This is a genomic window from Desulfocurvus vexinensis DSM 17965 (genome assembly GCF_000519125.1).
GTDB lineage: Bacteria > Desulfobacterota > Desulfovibrionia > Desulfovibrionales > Desulfovibrionaceae > Desulfocurvus > Desulfocurvus vexinensis.
In genome coordinates, this window is record NZ_JAEX01000011.1 from 86,315 (window position 1) to 103,666 (window position 17,352).

At 68.2% G+C, this 17,352-nt stretch carries 12 protein-coding genes; 10 read left to right on the plus strand and 2 right to left on the minus strand.

Annotation, left to right across the window (positions count from 1 at the left end; translation table 11 throughout):
* Positions 1-83 precede the first annotated feature (83 nt).
* From nifJ to G495_RS0109460, 10 genes are all read left to right on the plus strand, one after another.
* Positions 84-3,728 carry a pyruvate:ferredoxin (flavodoxin) oxidoreductase gene (gene nifJ, locus G495_RS0109415; RefSeq protein ID WP_028587608.1) on the plus strand — a complete coding sequence of 1,215 codons (3,645 nt, stop codon included), beginning with the start codon at positions 84-86 and terminating at the stop codon, positions 3,726-3,728.
* A gap of 433 nt (positions 3,729-4,161) precedes the next feature.
* On the plus strand, positions 4,162-5,871 hold the full coding sequence (locus G495_RS0109420; RefSeq protein WP_028587609.1) for an L-lactate permease: 1,710 nt from the start codon (positions 4,162-4,164) through the stop codon (positions 5,869-5,871).
* A 110-nt stretch (positions 5,872-5,981) separates the two neighbouring features.
* The gene (locus G495_RS0109425) at positions 5,982-7,364 is read left to right on the plus strand and encodes an FAD-binding oxidoreductase (RefSeq protein WP_028587610.1); all 1,383 of its coding nucleotides are present in this window, start codon (positions 5,982-5,984) and stop codon (positions 7,362-7,364) included.
* Between the two features lie 4 nt (positions 7,365-7,368).
* Entirely contained in the window at positions 7,369-8,661 is a 1,293-nt protein-coding gene (locus G495_RS0109430) for a (Fe-S)-binding protein (protein WP_028587611.1), read from the plus strand.
* Between the two features lie 64 nt (positions 8,662-8,725).
* Complete coding sequence (pta, locus tag G495_RS0109435) at positions 8,726-10,840, plus strand: phosphate acetyltransferase (protein WP_028587612.1); 2,115 nt, start codon at positions 8,726-8,728, stop codon at positions 10,838-10,840.
* A gap of 1 nt (position 10,841) precedes the next feature.
* The gene (locus G495_RS0109440; RefSeq protein WP_028587613.1) at positions 10,842-12,053 is read left to right on the plus strand and encodes an acetate kinase; all 1,212 of its coding nucleotides are present in this window, start codon (positions 10,842-10,844) and stop codon (positions 12,051-12,053) included.
* A gap of 100 nt (positions 12,054-12,153) precedes the next feature.
* Positions 12,154-12,783: a LutC/YkgG family protein gene (locus tag G495_RS0109445; RefSeq protein ID WP_028587614.1), complete on the plus strand. Its 630-nt coding sequence runs from the start codon at positions 12,154-12,156 to the stop codon at positions 12,781-12,783.
* Positions 12,784-12,785: 2 nt separating this feature from the next.
* On the plus strand, positions 12,786-14,951 hold the full coding sequence (ldhH, locus tag G495_RS0109450) for an L-lactate dehydrogenase (quinone) large subunit LdhH (protein WP_028587615.1): 2,166 nt from the start codon (positions 12,786-12,788) through the stop codon (positions 14,949-14,951).
* 159 nt (positions 14,952-15,110) lie between these two features.
* A complete protein-coding gene (locus G495_RS0109455) occupies positions 15,111-15,608 on the plus strand; it encodes an acyl-CoA thioesterase (RefSeq protein ID WP_028587616.1) in 498 nt (165 codons plus the stop codon).
* A 47-nt stretch (positions 15,609-15,655) separates the two neighbouring features.
* The gene (locus tag G495_RS0109460; protein WP_028587617.1) at positions 15,656-15,958 is read left to right on the plus strand and encodes a Dabb family protein; all 303 of its coding nucleotides are present in this window, start codon (positions 15,656-15,658) and stop codon (positions 15,956-15,958) included.
* Positions 15,959-16,198: 240 nt separating this feature from the next.
* Here the strand turns inward: G495_RS0109460 and G495_RS0109465 are convergent, their stop codons facing one another.
* Complete coding sequence (locus tag G495_RS0109465; RefSeq protein WP_028587618.1) at positions 16,199-16,438, minus strand: response regulator; 240 nt, start codon at positions 16,436-16,438, stop codon at positions 16,199-16,201.
* 176 nt (positions 16,439-16,614) lie between these two features.
* The coding region (locus G495_RS0109470; RefSeq protein WP_028587619.1) for a methyl-accepting chemotaxis protein at positions 16,615-17,352 on the minus strand (738 nt) is incomplete at its 5' end.

Consider the following 17,352-nt stretch of genomic DNA (forward strand, 5'->3'; position numbering starts at 1 on the left):
GCGCCACGAGCCGGGCCCGCGCGGGCCGGGGCAGACACGCACCTGACGTCCTCTGTGTTTCCAATCATAAAGGAGAGGTACCTATGTCGAAAAACATGAAGACGATGGACGGCAACACCGCGGCCGCGCATATCGCCTATGCGCTGTCCGACTGCGCCGCCATCTACCCCATCACTCCGTCCACGCCCATGGGCGAGCTGGCCGACGACTGGGCCGCCCAGGGCCGCCTGAATCTGTTCGGGCAGACCTGCGACGTGAAGCAGATGCAGTCCGAGGCGGGCGCGGCGGGCGCGGTGCACGGCATGCTCGCCGGTGGCGCGCTGACCAGCACGTTCACCGCCTCCCAGGGCCTGCTCCTGATGATTCCCAACATGTACAAGATCTCCGGCGAGCTGCTGCCCGGCGTGTTCCACGTCACCGCCCGCGCCGTGGCCGCCCACGCCCTGTCCATCTTCGGCGACCACCAGGACGTCATGGCCTGCCGCCAGACCGGCTTCGCCATGCTGGCCTCGGGCTCGGTGCAGGAGGCCATGGACATGGCCCTGGTGGCCCACCTGTCGGCCATCGACTCCAGCGTGCCCTTCCTGCATTTCTTCGACGGCTTCCGCACCTCCCACGAGATCCAGAAGATCGAGGTCATCGACTACGAGGACATCAAAAAGATCGTCAACTGGCAGGCCATCGAGGACTTCCGCGCCCGGGGCGTGAACCCCGAGCACCCCGAGATCCGCGGCACCGCCCAGAACCCCGACATCTACTTCCAGGGCCGCGAAGCCGCCAACTCCTACTACAACGAGCTGCCGGGCATCGTCGCCGCCAACATGAAGAAGGTGGCCTCCATCACCGGGCGCAAGTACCGCCTGTTCGACTACGTGGGCCATCCCGAGGCCGAGCGCGTGGTCATCGCCATGGGCTCGGGCTGCGAGACCCTGGAAGAGGTGGTCAACTACCTGAACGCCAAGGGCCAGCGCGTGGGCCTGCTCAAGGTCCGCCTGTTCCGCCCCTTCGTCACCGAGGCCTTCCTGGGCGCCCTGCCCGCCACCTGCGGCAGCGTGACCATCCTGGACCGCACCAAGGAGCCCGGCGCCCTGGGCGACCCGCTCTACCAGGACGTGTGCACCGCCTTCATGCAGCACGGCAGCGCCCCGACCATCGTCGCGGGCCGTTACGGCCTGGGCTCCAAGGAGTTCACCCCGGCCATGGCCAAGGCCGTGTTCGACAACATGCTGGCCACCCAGCCCAAGAACCACTTCACCGTGGGCATCGTGGACGACGTGACCTACAGATCCCTGGACGTGGAAGAGGTCATCGACACCACCCCGGCGGGCACCGTGCAGTGCCAGTTCTGGGGCCTGGGCTCCGATGGCACCGTGGGCGCCAACAAGAGCGCCATCAAGATCATCGGTGACAACACCGACCTCTACGCCCAGGGCTACTTCGCCTACGACTCCAAGAAGTCCGGCGGCATCACCGTGTCGCACCTGCGCTTCGGCGAGAAGCCCATCCAGTCCACCTACCTGGTGACCACCGCCGACTATGTGGCCTGCCACAACCCGGCCTACGTGAACCAGTACGACCTGCTGGCCAACATCAAGGACGGCGGCACCTTCGTGCTCAACTGCCCCTGGACGGTGCAGGAGATGGACGAGAAGCTGCCCGCCGCCCTGCGCCGCGACATCGCCCGCAAGAACCTCAAGTTCTACACCGTGGACGCCGTGAAGATCGCCGCCGAGGCCGGCCTGGGCGGGCGCATCAACATGGTCATGCAGACCGCCTTCTTCAAGCTGGCCGGCGTGCTGCCCTTCGAGAAGGCCGTGTCCCTGCTCAAGGACGCCATCAAGAAGACCTACGGCAACAAGGGCGACAAGATCGTCAACATGAACCACGCCGCCGTGGACGCCGCCGTGGGCGCGCTCAACGAGATCGCCGTGCCCGCCGCCTGGGCCCAGGCCGGTGACGCCGCCGCCGCCCAGGGCGCCGACCCCGACTTCATCCGCGACGTGGTCCGGCCCATCCTGGCCCAGAAGGGCGACAGCCTGCCCGTGTCGGCCTTCGAGCCCGACGGCCTGTTCCCCGTGGCCACCTCGCAGTTCGAGAAGCGCGGCGTGGCCATCAACGTGCCCGAGTGGATCGCCGACAACTGCATCCAGTGCAACCAGTGCTCCTTCGTCTGCCCCCACGCGGCCATCCGCCCCGTGCTGGCCACTGCGGATGAGCTCGAAGGCGCTCCGGCTTCCTTCACGACCCTGGAAGCCAAGGGCAAAGAGGTCAAGGGCATGCACTTCCGCATGCAGGTCTACGCCGAGGACTGTCTGGGCTGCGGCAACTGCGCCGACATCTGCCCGTCCAAGGAGAAGGCCCTGGTCATGCGGCCCATCGACACCCAGACCCCCGAGCAGGTGCCCAACCTGGCCTTCGCCGAGGCCCATATCGCGCCCAAGGAAGGTCTGTTCAAGCGCGACACCGTCAAGGGCAGCCAGCTCTTCACCCCGCTGATGGAGTTCTCCGGCGCCTGCGCGGGCTGCGGCGAGACGCCCTACGTCAAGGTCATCACCCAGCTCTTCGGCGAGCGGATGATCGTGGCCAACGCCACGGGCTGCTCCTCCATCTGGGGCGCCAGCGCGCCGACCACGCCGTACTGCGTCAACCGCGACGGCTACGGCCCGACCTGGGGCAACAGCCTGTTCGAGGACGCCGCCGAGTTCGGCTTCGGCATGGGCATGGCCGTGAAGCAGCGCCGGGCCAAGCTGGCCCAGCTGGTGACCAAGGCCCTGGAAAGCGAGCTGCCCGAGGAGCTGGCCACCGCCATGCGCGGCTGGCTGGAGCACAAGGACGACGCCGAGAAGTCCCGCGAATACGGCGACCAGGTCCGCGACCTGGTCTGCACCTGCCACGGCCCCGAGTCCCTGCGCGAGATCGCGGGCATGGACGACCTGTTCACCAAGAAGTCCGTGTGGATCTTCGGCGGCGACGGCTGGGCCTACGACATCGGCTACGGCGGCCTGGACCACGTCCTGGCCTCCGGCGAGGACATCAACGTGCTGGTCATGGACACCGAGGTGTACTCCAACACCGGCGGCCAGTCCTCCAAGGCCACCCCGGTGGGCTCCATCGCCAAGTTCGCCGCCTCGGGCAAGAAGACCGGCAAGAAGGACCTGGGCCGCATGGCCATGACCTACGGCTACGTCTACGTGGCCTCCGTGGCCATGGGCGCCAACAAGCAGCAGTTCATGAAGGCCCTGGCCGAGGCCGAGGCCTACCCCGGCCCCTCGCTGATCATCGCCTACGCGCCGTGCATCAACCAGGGCATCCGCAAGGGCATGGGCAAGACCCAGTACGAGCAGGAGCTGGCCGTGAAGTCCGGCTACTGGCCGCTGTACCGCTTCAACCCGCAGCTGGCCGACGAGGGCAAGAATCCGTTCGTGCTTGAGTCCAAGGCTCCCGACGGCTCGCTCCAGGAGTTCCTCTCCGGCGAGAACCGCTACGGCCAGCTGGAGCGGACCTTCCCCGAGGAGTCCAAGAAGCTGCGCGCGCGCATCGAGGCCGACTACCTCGTGCGCTACGAGATGCTGCGCAACATGGCCGAGGCCGCGCCCATCACCGTGGGCGAGGCGGGCAAGGCCGCCCAGGCCCCCAAGGGCAAGGGCGAGGGCTGCGACGCGGCCACCGTGGCCGAGCACGCCCACAAGGCGGGCGAGGCCTGCGACGACGGGCGCGCGGGCAAGTAGCCCCGCACCCGGGGGCGCAAGCCCCGAACCAGTCCCCACGCGGGGCGGCGCCTGGCGCCGCCCCGTTTTTTTCGCGCCGCCGCCAGGGCTGTCCTGTTTTCCGGACACCCGGGCCGCCCAAAAACGGGCCCGGGGTTGCCATCTGTCCGTACTCTGCTAGTATCACGATCAGGAAACCTCCCGTCATGGGCGCGCAGGTGCGTGGGACGCGACGGGGGGGCGCCAGCCTGCGGGTGGTCCTGCGGGCGGCAGCCGCGCAGCCCGGGCGTCCGTTTTCCCGGACACGGCGGGGCCGCCCCGTTGCACGGCCCGCAGGATACGACGTCAACTCGCTGTCATCATTGCCTGTTCTCTCCCAGACGCCACTTGGCACACTCCTTGTTTAGCGAACCTTGCTTTTCGTTCACCCTCAACCCCTTTCAAGGAGCCTGTTATGTCAATTGGTGTTCTGGCCCTGGTCGCGGCCCTGCCCATTGCGGTGGCCCTGGTCCTGATGGTGGGCCTGCGCTGGCCCGCAACCAAAGCCATGCCCCTGGCCTGGCTTGTGTGCGTGCTGGGCGGTCTGACCGCCTGGAACCTGCCCGTGAGCTACCTGGCGGCCCTGTCCCTGCAGGGTGTGGTCACTGCCGTGGGCATCCTGATCATCGTCTTTGGCGCCATCATCATCCTGTACACCCTCAAATACTCCGGCGGCATGGAGACCATCCAGTACGGGATGCAGAACGTCTCTGCCGACCGGCGCGTGCAGGCCATCATCATCGGCTACATGTTCGCGGCCTTCATCGAAGGCGCGGCGGGCTTCGGCACCCCGGCGGCCCTGGCGGCCCCGCTGCTGCTCAGCCTGGGCTTCCCGCCCCTGGCCGCCGCGGTCATCTGCCTGGTGTTCAACTCCTTCCCGGTGAGCTTCGGCGCGGTGGGCACGCCCATCATCCTCGGCCTGAAGTTCCTCAACCCGCTGGTCACCGAAGCCGTGAACACCGTGCCCGGCGTGAACTTCGCCACCATGGGCGAGTTCAACGCCGTCATCGGCCACTGGGTCACCCTGCTGCACCTGCCGATGATCTTCATCCTGCCCGTCTTCATGCTCGGCTTCATCACCCGCTTCTTCGGGCCCAAGCGCTCCTGGGCCGACGGCTTCAAGGCCTGGAAGTTCTGCATCTTCGCCGCCGTGGCCTTCGCGGTGCCCTACCTGGGCTTCGCCTGGCTGGTGGGCCCCGAGTTCCCCTCGCTCATCGGTGGTCTGGTCGGCCTGGGCATCATCGTCGCCGGAGCCAAGAAGGGCTTCTGCGTGCCCAAGGAGACCTGGGACTTCGGCCCCATGGAGAAGTGGGACGCCGACTGGACCGGTGAGATCAAGGGTTCCACCAGCTGCGAGTTCAAGTGCCACATGAGCCAGTTCAAGGCCTGGCTGCCCTACATGCTCATCGGCCTGATCCTGGTGCTGACCCGCATCCCCGAGCTGGGCCTCAAGGGCTGGCTGGCGTCGCAGAAGATCCTCTTCGCCGACATCATGGGCTTCACGGGCGTGTCGGCCTCCATCGACTACCTCTACCTGCCCGGCACCATTCCCTTCATGCTGGTCGCCCTGCTGACCATCCTGATCCACGGCATGCCCGGCGAGGCGGCCAAGAAGGCCTGGGTGGAATCCTTCGCCAAGATGAAGAACCCGACCATCGCCCTGTTCTTCGCCGTGGCCCTGGTGTCCATCTTCCGCGGCTCCGGCGTGGCCGACGCGGCCCTGAACCCCGGCGGCTACCCCTCCATGCCCCTGGCCATGGCCCAGGCCGTGGCGGGCTTCGCGGGCAACGCCTGGCCCATGTTCGCCTCCTACGTGGGCGGCCTGGGCGCGTTCATCACCGGCTCCAACACCGTGTCCGACCTGCTGTTCGCCGAGTTCCAGTGGGGCGTGGCGGCGCAGCTCGACCTGCCGCGCCAGATCATCGTGGCCGCCCAGGTCGCCGGTGGCGCCATGGGCAACATGATCTGCATCCACAACATCGTGGCCGTGTGCGCGGTGGTGGGCCTGTCGGGCATGGAAGGCCCGATCCTGCGCCGCACCGTGTGGCCTTTCCTGCTCTACGGCATCGTGGTGGGCATCGTGGCCAGCCTGATGTCCTTCGTGTTCCTGCCGCACCTGTACTAGGGGCGGCGTACTGACAGGCGATTGAAAGAATCCGCCGGGGCCGGGCCCGCCCGGCCCCGGCGGACAACTCCAAACCCAACGGAATCGCGCCATTCCAGGAGAGTGAGTCCATGCCCAGTAATGCGTTGATCAAGGAATTCCAGGCCATCGTCGGCAAGGAAAACGTGCTGGAGAGCGAGGCCGACCGGCATTCGTACTCCTACGATTCCGCCGTCCTCGACCCGGTGGTTCCCGACCTGGCCGTGCGGCCCACCACCAGCGAGGAGCTGGGCAAGGTCGTGCGGCTGTGCAACGAGAACGGCCTGCCCGTCACTCCGCGTGGCTCCGGCACCAACCTCTCGGGCGGCACCATCCCCTCCAAGGGCGGCATCGTGCTGCTCACCAACGCCCTGAACAAGATCGTGGAGATCAACGAAGAGGACCTGTACGCTGTGGTCCAGCCCGGCGTGATCACCGCCAAGTTCGCCGCCGAGGTCGCCAAGCGCGGCCTGTTCTACCCGCCGGACCCGGGCTCCCAGGCCGTGTCCACCCTGGGCGGCAACGTGGCCGAGAACGCGGGCGGCCTGCGCGGCCTGAAGTACGGCGTGACCAAGGACTACGTCATGGGCGTCGATTTCTTCGACGTGAACGGCGAGCTGGTCAAGTCCGGGTCGCGCACGGTCAAGTGCGTCACCGGGCTGAACCTTTCCGCGCTCCAGGTGGCCAGCGAGGGCACCATGGGCGTGTTCAACGAGATCATCCTGAAGCTCGTGCCGCCGCCTGCGGCCAACAAGGCCATGATGGCCCTGTTCGACAACGTGGACAAGGCCTCGGCCACCGTGGCGGCCATCATCGCCGCCAAGATCGTGCCCTGCACCCTGGAGCTGCTGGACAACGTGACCATCAACCTGGTGGAGGACTTCACCAAGGCCGGCCTGCCGCGCGACGCCCAGGCCATCCTGCTCATCGAGGTGGACGGCCACCCCGGGCAGGTCGCCGAGGAGGCCGAGAAGGTCGTGGCCATCTGCAAGAAGACCGGGGCCACCGAGGTCAAGGCCGCCAAGGACGAGGCCGAGCGCAACAAGCTGTGGGAGGCGCGCCGCGCCGCGCTGCCCGCCCTGGCCCGCGCCAAGCCCACCACCGTGCTCGAGGACGCCACCGTGCCGCGCTCCAAGATCCCGGCCATGATCAAGGCCATCAACGCCATCGCCAAGAAGTACGACCTGACCATCGGCACCTTCGGCCACGCGGGCGACGGCAACCTGCACCCGACCATCATGTGCGACAAGCGCGACAAGAACGAGTTCCATCGCGTGGAGCAGGCCGTGGACGAGATCTTCGACGTGGCCCTGTCCTTCAAGGGCACCCTGTCGGGCGAGCACGGCATCGGCCTGGCCAAGGCCAAGTGGCTGGAGAAGGAAACCTCCGCCGCCACCATCGCCTACGCCAAGGCCCTCAAGAAGGCCATCGACCCCAAGGGCATCCTGAACCCTGGCAAGATCATTGGAGGGTAAGGGCATGGCCGATTTGCATAAGCTCGCCCAGATGCTCCAGGAGCTGGACGACCAGATGGTGGCCTGCATGAAGTGCGGGATGTGCCAGGCGGTCTGTCCGGTCTTCGCGGAGTCGCTCAACGAGGCGGACGTCACGCGCGGCAAGATCGCGCTGCTGGAGAACCTGGCCAAGGAAATGATCGCCGACGCCAAGGGCGTGCAGGAGAAGCTGAACAAGTGCCTGCTGTGCGGGTCCTGCGCGGCCAACTGCCCCAGCGGCGTGAAGATCATGGACATCTTCCTCAAGGCCCGCATCATCGTGAACACCTACATGGGCCTGTCGCCGGTCAAGAAGGTGATCCTCAAGGGCATGCTGACCCGCCCGGCGCTGTTCAACTCGCTGGTCAGCGTGGCCGCGCGGTTCCAGGGCGTGTTCAGCACGCCCGTGAACGAGATCATCGGCTCGTCGTGCTCGCAGTGGCTCTCGCCGGTCATCGGCGACCGGCACTTCCTGGGCCTGGCCAAGGAGCCCCTGCACAGCGCCGTGCCGTCCCTGGACAGCGCTCCCGGCGCCTCGGGGCTCAAGGTGGCCTTCTTCCCGGGCTGCGTGGTGGACAAGATGTTCCCCCGCGTGGGCCACGCGGTGCTCAAGGTCATGGCCCACCACGGGGTGGGTGTCTACCTGCCCGCCGGGCAGTCGTGCTGCGGCATCCCCGCGCTGTCCTCGGGCGACCGCGACTCCTACGAGAAGCTCGTGGCGGCCAACGCCAGGCTCTTCGCCAAGGGCCGCTTCGACGCGCTGGTCACCCCGTGCGCCACCTGCACGGCGACCATCAAGGAACTGTGGCCCAAGTTCGTGGACGGCTTCGACGCCACCACCAAGGCCCAGGTCCTGGCCATGTCCGAAAAGGCCATGGACGTGAACCAGTTCCTGGTGGACAAGGTCGGCGTGACCGCTGTGGACAAGCCCACCGGGGGCACGCGCGTCACCGTGCACGACCCCTGCCACCTGGCCAAGAGCCTGGGCGTGCGCAAGCAGCCGCGCACGCTTTTGGGCGCCAACCGCGACTACGAACTGGTGGAAATGGCCGAGGCCGACCGCTGCTGCGGCTGCGGCGGCAGTTTCAACCTGGCCCACTACGAGGTGTCGCGCAGCATCGGCCGCCGCAAGCGCGACAACATCGTGGCCTCCAAGGCCGACGTGGTGGCCACGGGTTGCCCTGCGTGCATGATGCAGATAAGCGATATGCTGTCCCAGGCGGGCGACCGCATCGCGGTACGCCACCCCGTGGAAATCTACGCCGAAACCATCGACTGATCCGGGCCGGGGCGGGCGTGTGGCCCGCCCCGGTCACTTCAAAGGACAAGGAGAACGAAAAGCGATGTCCAACAACCTCTACATCACGGCCACCGAGACGCGCAGCGGCAAGTCCGCCATTGCGCTCGGCGTGATGCAGCTTCTGCTCGGCAAGGTCCGCAAGGTCGCCTTCTTCAGGCCGATCATCAACGACAACGTGGACGGCAAGCCCGACCACGACATCCGCCTGATCCTGACCCATTTTAACCTCGACGTGCCCTACGAGGCCACCTACGCCTGCACCCTGAGCGAGGCCCGCGAGCTGATCAACACCGGGCGCCATGCCCTGCTGCTGGAAAATATCCTGAACAAGTACAAGGCCCTGGAGGCCGAGTACGATTTCGTGCTCTGCGAGGGCACCGATTTCCAGGGCAAGAATCCGGCCTTCGAGTTCGAGATCAATGCCGACATCGCCGCCAACCTGGGCGCGCCGGTGCTGCTGGTGGCCAGCGGGCGCGGCAAGAGCGAGAAGGAGGTCCTGGACTCGGCCCAGCTGACCATCGAGACCCTGGAGGAAAAGGGTCTGGACCTGGTGGCCTGCGTGGTCAACCGCGTGGAGGACGGCGACGGCGTCGCCATCGCCCAGGGCCTGCGCAGCCAGCTGCGCTCCAAGCAGCCGCTGCTGGTCTACGCCATCCCCGAGGACGCCAGCCTGGGCAACCCGACCATGGGCGACGTGCGCAAGTGGCTGGGCGCCGACGTGCTCTACGGCCACGGCCGCCTGGACACTCTGGTGGAGGACTACGTCATCGCCGCCATGCAGGTGGGCAACTTCCTGGAGTACATCCAGCAGGGCAGCCTGATCATCACCCCCGGCGACCGCGAGGACATCATCCTGGCCAGCCTGGCCTCCCGGCTGTCCACCTCCTATCCCGACATTTCCGGCATCCTGCTCACCGGCGGGCTGACCCCCTCGGTGAACGTGCACCGGCTCATCGAGGGCTGGACCGGCGTGCCCGTGCCCATCCTCTCCGCCGAGGGCAACACCTTCAAGACCACGCGGCTGCTCTCCGAGCTCTATGGGCGCATCGCCCCCGAGGACGTGCGCAAGATCGCCTCGGCCCTGGGCAACTTCGAGGCCTGCGTGGACGTGGCCGAGCTGCGCGAGCGCCTGGGCCAGGCCAAGTCCGGCAAGGTCACGCCCAAGATGTTCGAGTACACCCTGGTGGAGCGGGCCAAGTCGCACAAGATGCGCATCGTGCTGCCCGAGGGCGAGAGCGAACGCATCCTGCGCGCGGCGGACATCCTCTCGCGCCGGGGCGTGGCCGACTTGGTGCTTCTGGGCGACTGCGCGCGCATCGAGGCGCGCATCTCCGAGCTGGGCCTGGCCCTGGGCTCGGGGGTGGACATCGTCTGCCCCAAGCAGAGCGCCCTGCTCGACGAGTACGCCCGGGCCTACTTCGAGGCCCGCAGGCACAAGGGCATCCGCGAGGAGGACGCCCGCGACCGCATGCTCGACCCGACCTACTTCGGCACGATGATGGTCCACCTGGGCCAGGCCGACGGCATGGTCTCCGGCGCGGAGAACACCACGGCCCACACCATCCGCCCGGCCTTCGAGTTCGTGAAGACCAAGCCCGGGGCGGGGCTGGTGTCCAGCGTGTTCCTGATGTGCCTGCGCGACCGGGTGCACGTCTACGGCGACTGCGCCGTGATCCCCAACCCCGATGCCGGGCAGCTGGCCGAGATCGCCCTGTCCTCGGCGGAGACGGCCCGGGTCTTCGGCATCGAGCCGCGCGTGGCCATGCTGTCCTACTCCACGGGCAAGTCCGGCTCCGGCGAGGAGGTGGAGAAGGTCACCCGCGCCACGGAGATCGCCCGCGAGCGCGCCGCCGGGCGCTTCCCCATCGAGGGCCCGCTGCAGTTCGACGCCGCCGTGGACCCCGAGGTCGCCAAGACCAAGATGCCCGGCTCCGACGTGGCCGGGCGCGCCACGGTGTTCGTCTTCCCCGACCTGAACACCGGCAACAACACCTACAAGGCCGTGCAGCGCAGCGCGGGCGCCGTGGCCATCGGCCCGGTGCTCCAGGGCCTGAACAAGCCCGTCAACGACCTCTCGCGCGGCTGCACCGTGCCCGACATCGTCAACACCGTGGCCATCACCGCCATCCAGGCGCAGGCCGATAAAGGATTGATCTAGCATGAAGATTCTCGTCATCAACTCGGGCAGCTCGTCCATCAAGTACCAGCTGCTGGACATGCCGGCGGGCAACCCCATGGCCTCGGGCGTGGTGGAGCGCATCGGCCTGGACATGGGCACCCTGACCCACAAGAAGCACCCCGGCACCGAGGCCGAGGCCAAGACCGTCATCGAGCGGCCCATCCCCGACCACGCCACGGGCATGAAGCTGGTCACCGACATCCTGGCCGACCCCGAGCACGGCGTGATCCGGGACACCTCGGAGATCGACGGGGTGGGCCACCGCGTGGTGCACGGCGGCGAGCGCTTCGCCGCCCCGGCCCTGGTGGACGACACCGTCGTGGCGGGCATCCGCGAGGTTTCACCCCTGGCCCCGCTGCACAACCCCGGCGCCCTGGCGGGCATCGAGGTCGCCCGGGCCCTGTTCCCCAAGGTCGGGCACGTGGTGGTCTTCGACACCGCCTTCCACCAGACCATCCCCCAGAGCGCCTACATGTACGCGCTGCCCTACGAGCTGTACGAGGAACTGGGCATCCGCCGCTACGGCTTCCACGGCACCTCGCACAAGTACGTGTCGCGGCGCGCGGCCGAGCTTCTGGGCCGCCCGGTGGAAGAGCTGAACCTGATCACCGTGCACCTGGGCAACGGCTCGTCGGTCACCGCCGTGCAGGGCGGCAAGAGCATCGACACCTCCATGGGCATGACCCCCCTGGCGGGCGTGATCATGGGCACCCGCTCGGGCAACATCGACCCGGCGGTGATCAGCTTCCTGGCCGAGCGCAAGGGCATGTCCATCCAGGAGGTCAACGACCTGCTGACCAAGAAGAGCGGCCTGGTGGGCATCTGCGGCATGAGCGACATGCGCGACATCCACGCCGCCCGCGAAAAGGGCGACGCCCGCGCCCAGTTGGCCCTGGAGATGGTCTGCCACCGCATTCGCATGTATATTGGCGCCTACTGGGCCGAGCTTGGCCGGGTGGACGCCGTGGTCTTCACCGCCGGCATCGGCGAGAACGACCCCGAAGTGCGCCTGGGCAGCGTCAGCGGCATGGAGCCCCTGGGGCTGACCCTCGACCGCGAGGCCAACGCCCGTCGCGCCGGGGAGTGGATGCGCATCAGCACCCCCGACAGCCCGGTGCAGGTCCTGGTGGTACGCACCAACGAGGAGCTGGAAATCGCGCGCGAGACGATGGAGATCCTGCGCGGCAGATAGGCGGCCCCGGGCGGGAATGCAAACAAACGGCGCCCCGCCCCCCGGCGCCCGGGATTCCCCGGGCGCCGGGGGGCCTCGCGCCACATAAGGGAGTATCGACATGACAGCCAAGACCAATGCCCTGGAGACCTTCGTCAAGAAGGCCACGGCGGTGTCGGCCAAGGTCTTTGAGGTCGCCAGCCTCAAGGAGGCCTTCGAGTACGCCGTGGACGTGTGCGACAAGAAACAGGCCTGCCAGCTGCTGGCCTCGGGCTGCGAGCTGCCCCTGTCCGGGCAGGGCCAGGCCCTGTGCGACGAGAAGCAGACCAAGGTCATCGCCGCACCCGCCCTGAACAAGAAGGATTTCGCGGCGTTTGCCAAACTCTGCGAGGGCAGGGGCTTCGAGCTGATCGACGGGGGGCTGCGCTCGCGCCTGGCGGGCATCGACATCGGCTTCACCGTCTGCGAGCTGGGCATCGCCGAGACGGGCACCCTGGTCCTCGATTCCGCCCGCGAGGACGTGCGCCTGGCGACCATGGTCAGCGAGATCCACGTGGCCGTGCTGCCCAAGTCGCGCCTGCGCGCCACCTCCTACGAGGCCGAGGCCGAGGTGCTCAAATTCATGCAGAACGGGCCCAACTACCTGGCCTTCATCACCGGCGCCTCGCGCACCGCCGACATCGAGCGCGTGCTCGCCCTGGGTGTCCACGGGCCGCTGGAACTGCACATCCTGCTCCTGGAGGACAAGTAGCCATGCAGCACGCCAAGAATCTTGAGGAATACCGCTCCCAGTGCCGCCAGGCCATGGACGACGAGTTCCTGCGCAAGGCCATGGACGCCTTTGCCGTGGCCTACCGCACCAACCGCGCCAACGCCTTCGCGGACATGAACGAGCGCGAGCTCATCGCCGAGATCGCCGACGCCAAGGACGCCGCCGTGGCCAACCTGGACGGGCTGTTCGCCGAGTTCAAGGCCAAGGCCGAGAAGAACGGCGTGCACGTCCATCTGGCGCGCACCGCCGCCGAGGCCAACGAGATCATCGCCCGCATCGCCCGCGAGGGCGGGGTGAAGAAGATCGTCAAGTCCAAGTCCATGACCGCCGAGGAGACGCTGCTCAACCACCACCTGGAGGCCGACGGCTACGAGGTGGTGGAGACCGACCTGGGCGAGTGGATCATCCAGCTGCGCCACGAGGGCCCCTCGCACATGGTCATGCCGGCCATCCACCTCTCGCGCTACCAGGTGGCCGACCTGTTCTCCGAGGTCACCGGGCAGAAGCAGGAAGTGGACATCGAGAAGCTGGTCAAGGTCGCCCGGCGCGAGCTGCGCACCCACTACGCCACCGCCGACATGGGCATCTCCGGCGCCAACTTCGCCGTGGCCGAAACCGGCGGCATCGGGCTGATCACCAACGAGGGCAACGCCCGGCTGGTGACGACCCTGCCGCGCATCCACGTGGCCCTGGCCGGGCTGGACAAGCTGACCCCGACCCTGCACGACGCCCTGCGCATCATCAAGGCCCTGCCGCGCAACGCCACGGGCCAGGCCATCACCAGCTACGTGACCTGGATCACCGGCGCCAACGAGTGCGCCCCCGGGCCCGAGGGCCGCAAGGAGCACCATATCGTGTTCCTGGACAACGGCCGCAGCGCCCTGGCCAAGGACTCCGACTTCCGCCAGGTGCTGCGCTGCGTGCGCTGCGGGGCCTGCGCCAACGTCTGCCCGGTCTACCGCCTGGTGGGCGGCCACAAGATGGGTCACATCTACATCGGCGCCATCGGCCTCTTGCTGACCTACTTCTTCCATGGCCGCGAGAAGGCCAAGAACCTGGTGCAGAACTGCATCAACTGCGGGGCCTGCAAGCAGGTCTGCGCCGCGGGCATCGACCTGCCCCGGCTGATCAAGGAAGTCCACGCCCGAATCCAGGACGAGGAGGGCCACCCGCTGCCCAGCAAGCTGCTGGGCACGGTGCTGTCCAACCGCAAGCTCTTCCACTCCCTGCTGCGCACGGCCAAGTGGGGCCAGAAGCCCGTGGTGGACGGCAAGACCGGCTACCTGCGCCACCTGCCGCTCATCTTCAGCAAGGAGCACGACTTCCGCGCCCTGCCGCCCATCGCCGACACGCCCTTCCGCGACCGCTGGGAGAAGCTGCGCCCGGTGGTGGAGCATCCCAAGTACCGCGTGGCGCTGTTCTCGGGCTGCGTGCAGGACTTCGTGTACCCCGAGCAGCTTGAGGCGGCGGTGAAGGTCTTTGCGGGCCACGGCGCGGCCCTGGAGTTCCCCATGGGCCAGAGCTGCTGCGGCCTGCCCGTGGTCATGATGGGCCAGACCGAGGCCGCGCGCGCCGTGGCGGCCCAGAACGTCACGGCCATCGACCCCGGCAGCTGCGACTATATCGTGACCATGTGCGCCTCGTGCGCCTCGCACCTCAAGCACGCCTACCCGCGCATCCTCGAAGGCGACCCGCGCATGGCCGACAAGGCCCGGCGCTTCGCCGACAAGGTGGTGGACTTCAGCACCTTCGCCCGCGACGTGCTGGGCGTGGACGAGGGCGACTTCGCCAGCGTCTCCGCGCAGACCAGGACGGCCTACCATGCGCCCTGCCACCTGTGCCGGGGCCTGGGGGTGACCAAGGCCCCGCGCGAGCTGCTGGCCAAGGCCGGGCTGGACTACGTGGTGGCCGACGAGGAGGACGTGTGCTGCGGCTTCGGCGGCACCTTCTCCATGAAGTTCCCCGAGGAGTCCAAGGCCCTGCTGGACAAGAAGCTGGACAACGTGAAGAAGACCGGCGCCACCCAGCTGGTCACCGACTGCCCGGGCTGCGTGATGCAGCTGCGCGGCGGCGCCCAGCGGCGCGGTGACACCTTCGTGGTGCGCCATATCGCCGAAATCCTGGCCGAGCGCGTCAAGCCGCGCTAGCCGCAGGCATCGGCCATGCCCCGGGCGGGGCCGCGCCCTGCGGCCCCGCCCGGTTCTCCCTGCCCGGCCCGCCCGGGCCCTTGCGCCCGGGCCCGGTCCGGGCCATGATTGCCGCCGGGGCCCCGAGGGCGCCCCGCAACAGCAGCAGCGGAGACGCACATGCAGCCCAAGCGCAAGGATGAATCGAGCATCGTCATGGCCCAGCGGCTTCTGCCGCAGGACGCCAACCCCGCCGGAAACATCCACGGCGGCGTGATCCTCAAGCAGATCGACCTCACGGCGGCCACCGCCGCCATGCGCCACGCGCGCTGCAACGTGGTCACCGCCAGCCTGGACCGCATGGACTTCCTGCGCCCGGTGCACGTGGGCGAGCTGGTGCGCTTCAAGGCCAGCGTAAACTACGTGGGCAAGACCAGCATGGAGGTCGGCGTGCGCGTGGAGGCCGAGAACCTGATCACCGGCGAGCTGCGCTACACCAACTCCGCCTACCTGACCTTCGTGGCCCTGGGCCCGGACGGCAAGCCCACGCCCGTGCCCGGCCTGATCCTGGAGAGCGGCGAGGACCACCGCCGCTGGCGCGAGGCCGAGGAGCGCCGCCGGGTGCGCCTGGCCCTCAAGGCCAGCGAGCGGCGCTCCCAGGACGGCGGGCAGGGCTGAGACGCCACGGACATTTCCCCCCAACCGCAACTACCGGAGATCCGCCGATGCTCAAGCACATCGTGATGTGGAAGCTCAAGGACGAGGCCGAGGGCGCCACCAAGGCCGAGAACGCCAGGAAGATGCAGCAGATGCTCGAAGCACTGCCCGCCAAGATTCCCGGGGTGCTGACCCTGGAGGTCGGGCTGAACGTGGTGGACGGCCCCACGGCCAGCGACGTCTGCCTGTACAGCGAATTCCCGTCCCTGGAGGTCATGCTGGCCTACCAGGAGCACCCCGAGCACCAGAAGTGCGTGGCCTTCATCAAGGGCGTGGTCGCCGAGCGCCGGGCCGTGGACTATACCTGCTAGCAGGCCGTGCCGAAGCGGCGGTCTGCCGCGCGGTTCAAACCAGCCAAACCCTCGCGCCTGTCTCGACACGCGGGGGTTTGGTTTGTTTCGCACCCTCACCCCGCCGCGTGTGAACGACGCGGGAGAAGGAATGCGGCAGCAGTCGGCCGGGCCTCGGACCGCAGGCTGTGAGAGGGGGGACCGTCCCGGCGGTCCCCCCTCCTTGTGCCCGGGGCGCCGCCAGGGCGGCGCCCCGGCCCCTCACCGCGCGTCGTCCGCGCCCCTGGGGGCCGCCAGGGCGGCGCGGATGGCCAGGGCCAGTTCCGGCAGGGCGAAGGGCTTGAGCAGCATGCGGGCCACGCCGTGGCTGTGCAGGGCCTTGGGCGTGGCCGCGCGGGAAAATCCCGTGCACAGGATCACCGGCAGCCCCGGGAGCAGCCGCCGGGCCTGGCGGGCCAGCTCCAGCCCCGTGAGCCCGGGCATGGCCTGGTCGTCGGCCACGTAGAGGAGGCGCTCGGTGCCGCCCAGGCGCAGGGCAGTGGGGGGCTGGGCCGGGGCGTTCCATTTTTGTTGGAGAGTGTTTCCTATAAATGCGTACTATTTCTGTGAAAAACAGAAAGCCCCCGCCCGACAGTGCGGGCGGGGGCCAGGATGCGGATGCCGGGGTGCGAGGGGGTCTAGAAGCGCTCGAAGTCCTTGTCGTCGGCGTCGTCGTGCATGTCCAGGGCGATGCCTGCGGCTGCGGCCTTGGGCGGCGCGGCGGCGGCGAGCTTGCGCGGGGGGGCGGCGTGGGCGGCGACCACGGTGCGGGCCTTGGGCGCGGCCTTGGCCGGGCGCCGGGCGCCGTCCAGGCGGAAGAAGCCGATGGTCTGCTGGAGCTGCACGGCCTGGGAGGACAACTCCTCGGAGGTCGAGGCCATTTCCTCCGAGGCCGAGGCGTTCTGCTGCACCACCTGATCGAGCTGCTGGATGGCCTTGTTGATCTGCTCGGCGCCGGAGTTCTGCTCGTTGCTGGCGGCGGAGATCTCCTGCACCAGCTCGGCGGTGCGCCGGATGTCGGGCACCATGCGCGTGAGCATGGTCCCGGCGCGCTCGGCGACCTCGACGCTGGAAGACGACAGCTCGCTGATCTCGGCGGCGGCGGACCCGCTGCGCTCGGCCAGCTTGCGCACCTCGGCGGCGACCACGGCGAAGCCCTTGCCGTGCTCGCCCGCGCGGGCGGCCTCGATGGCGGCGTTGAGCGCCAACAGGTTCGTCTGGCGCGCGATCTCCTCGATGATGGAGATCTTGTCGGCGATGTCCTTCATGGCCGCCACGGTCTCGGTGACGGCCTTGCCCCCGGCCTCGGCGTCCTGGGCGGACTGCACGGCGATTTTTTCGGTCTCGCGGGCGTTCTCGGCGTTCTGGCGGATGTT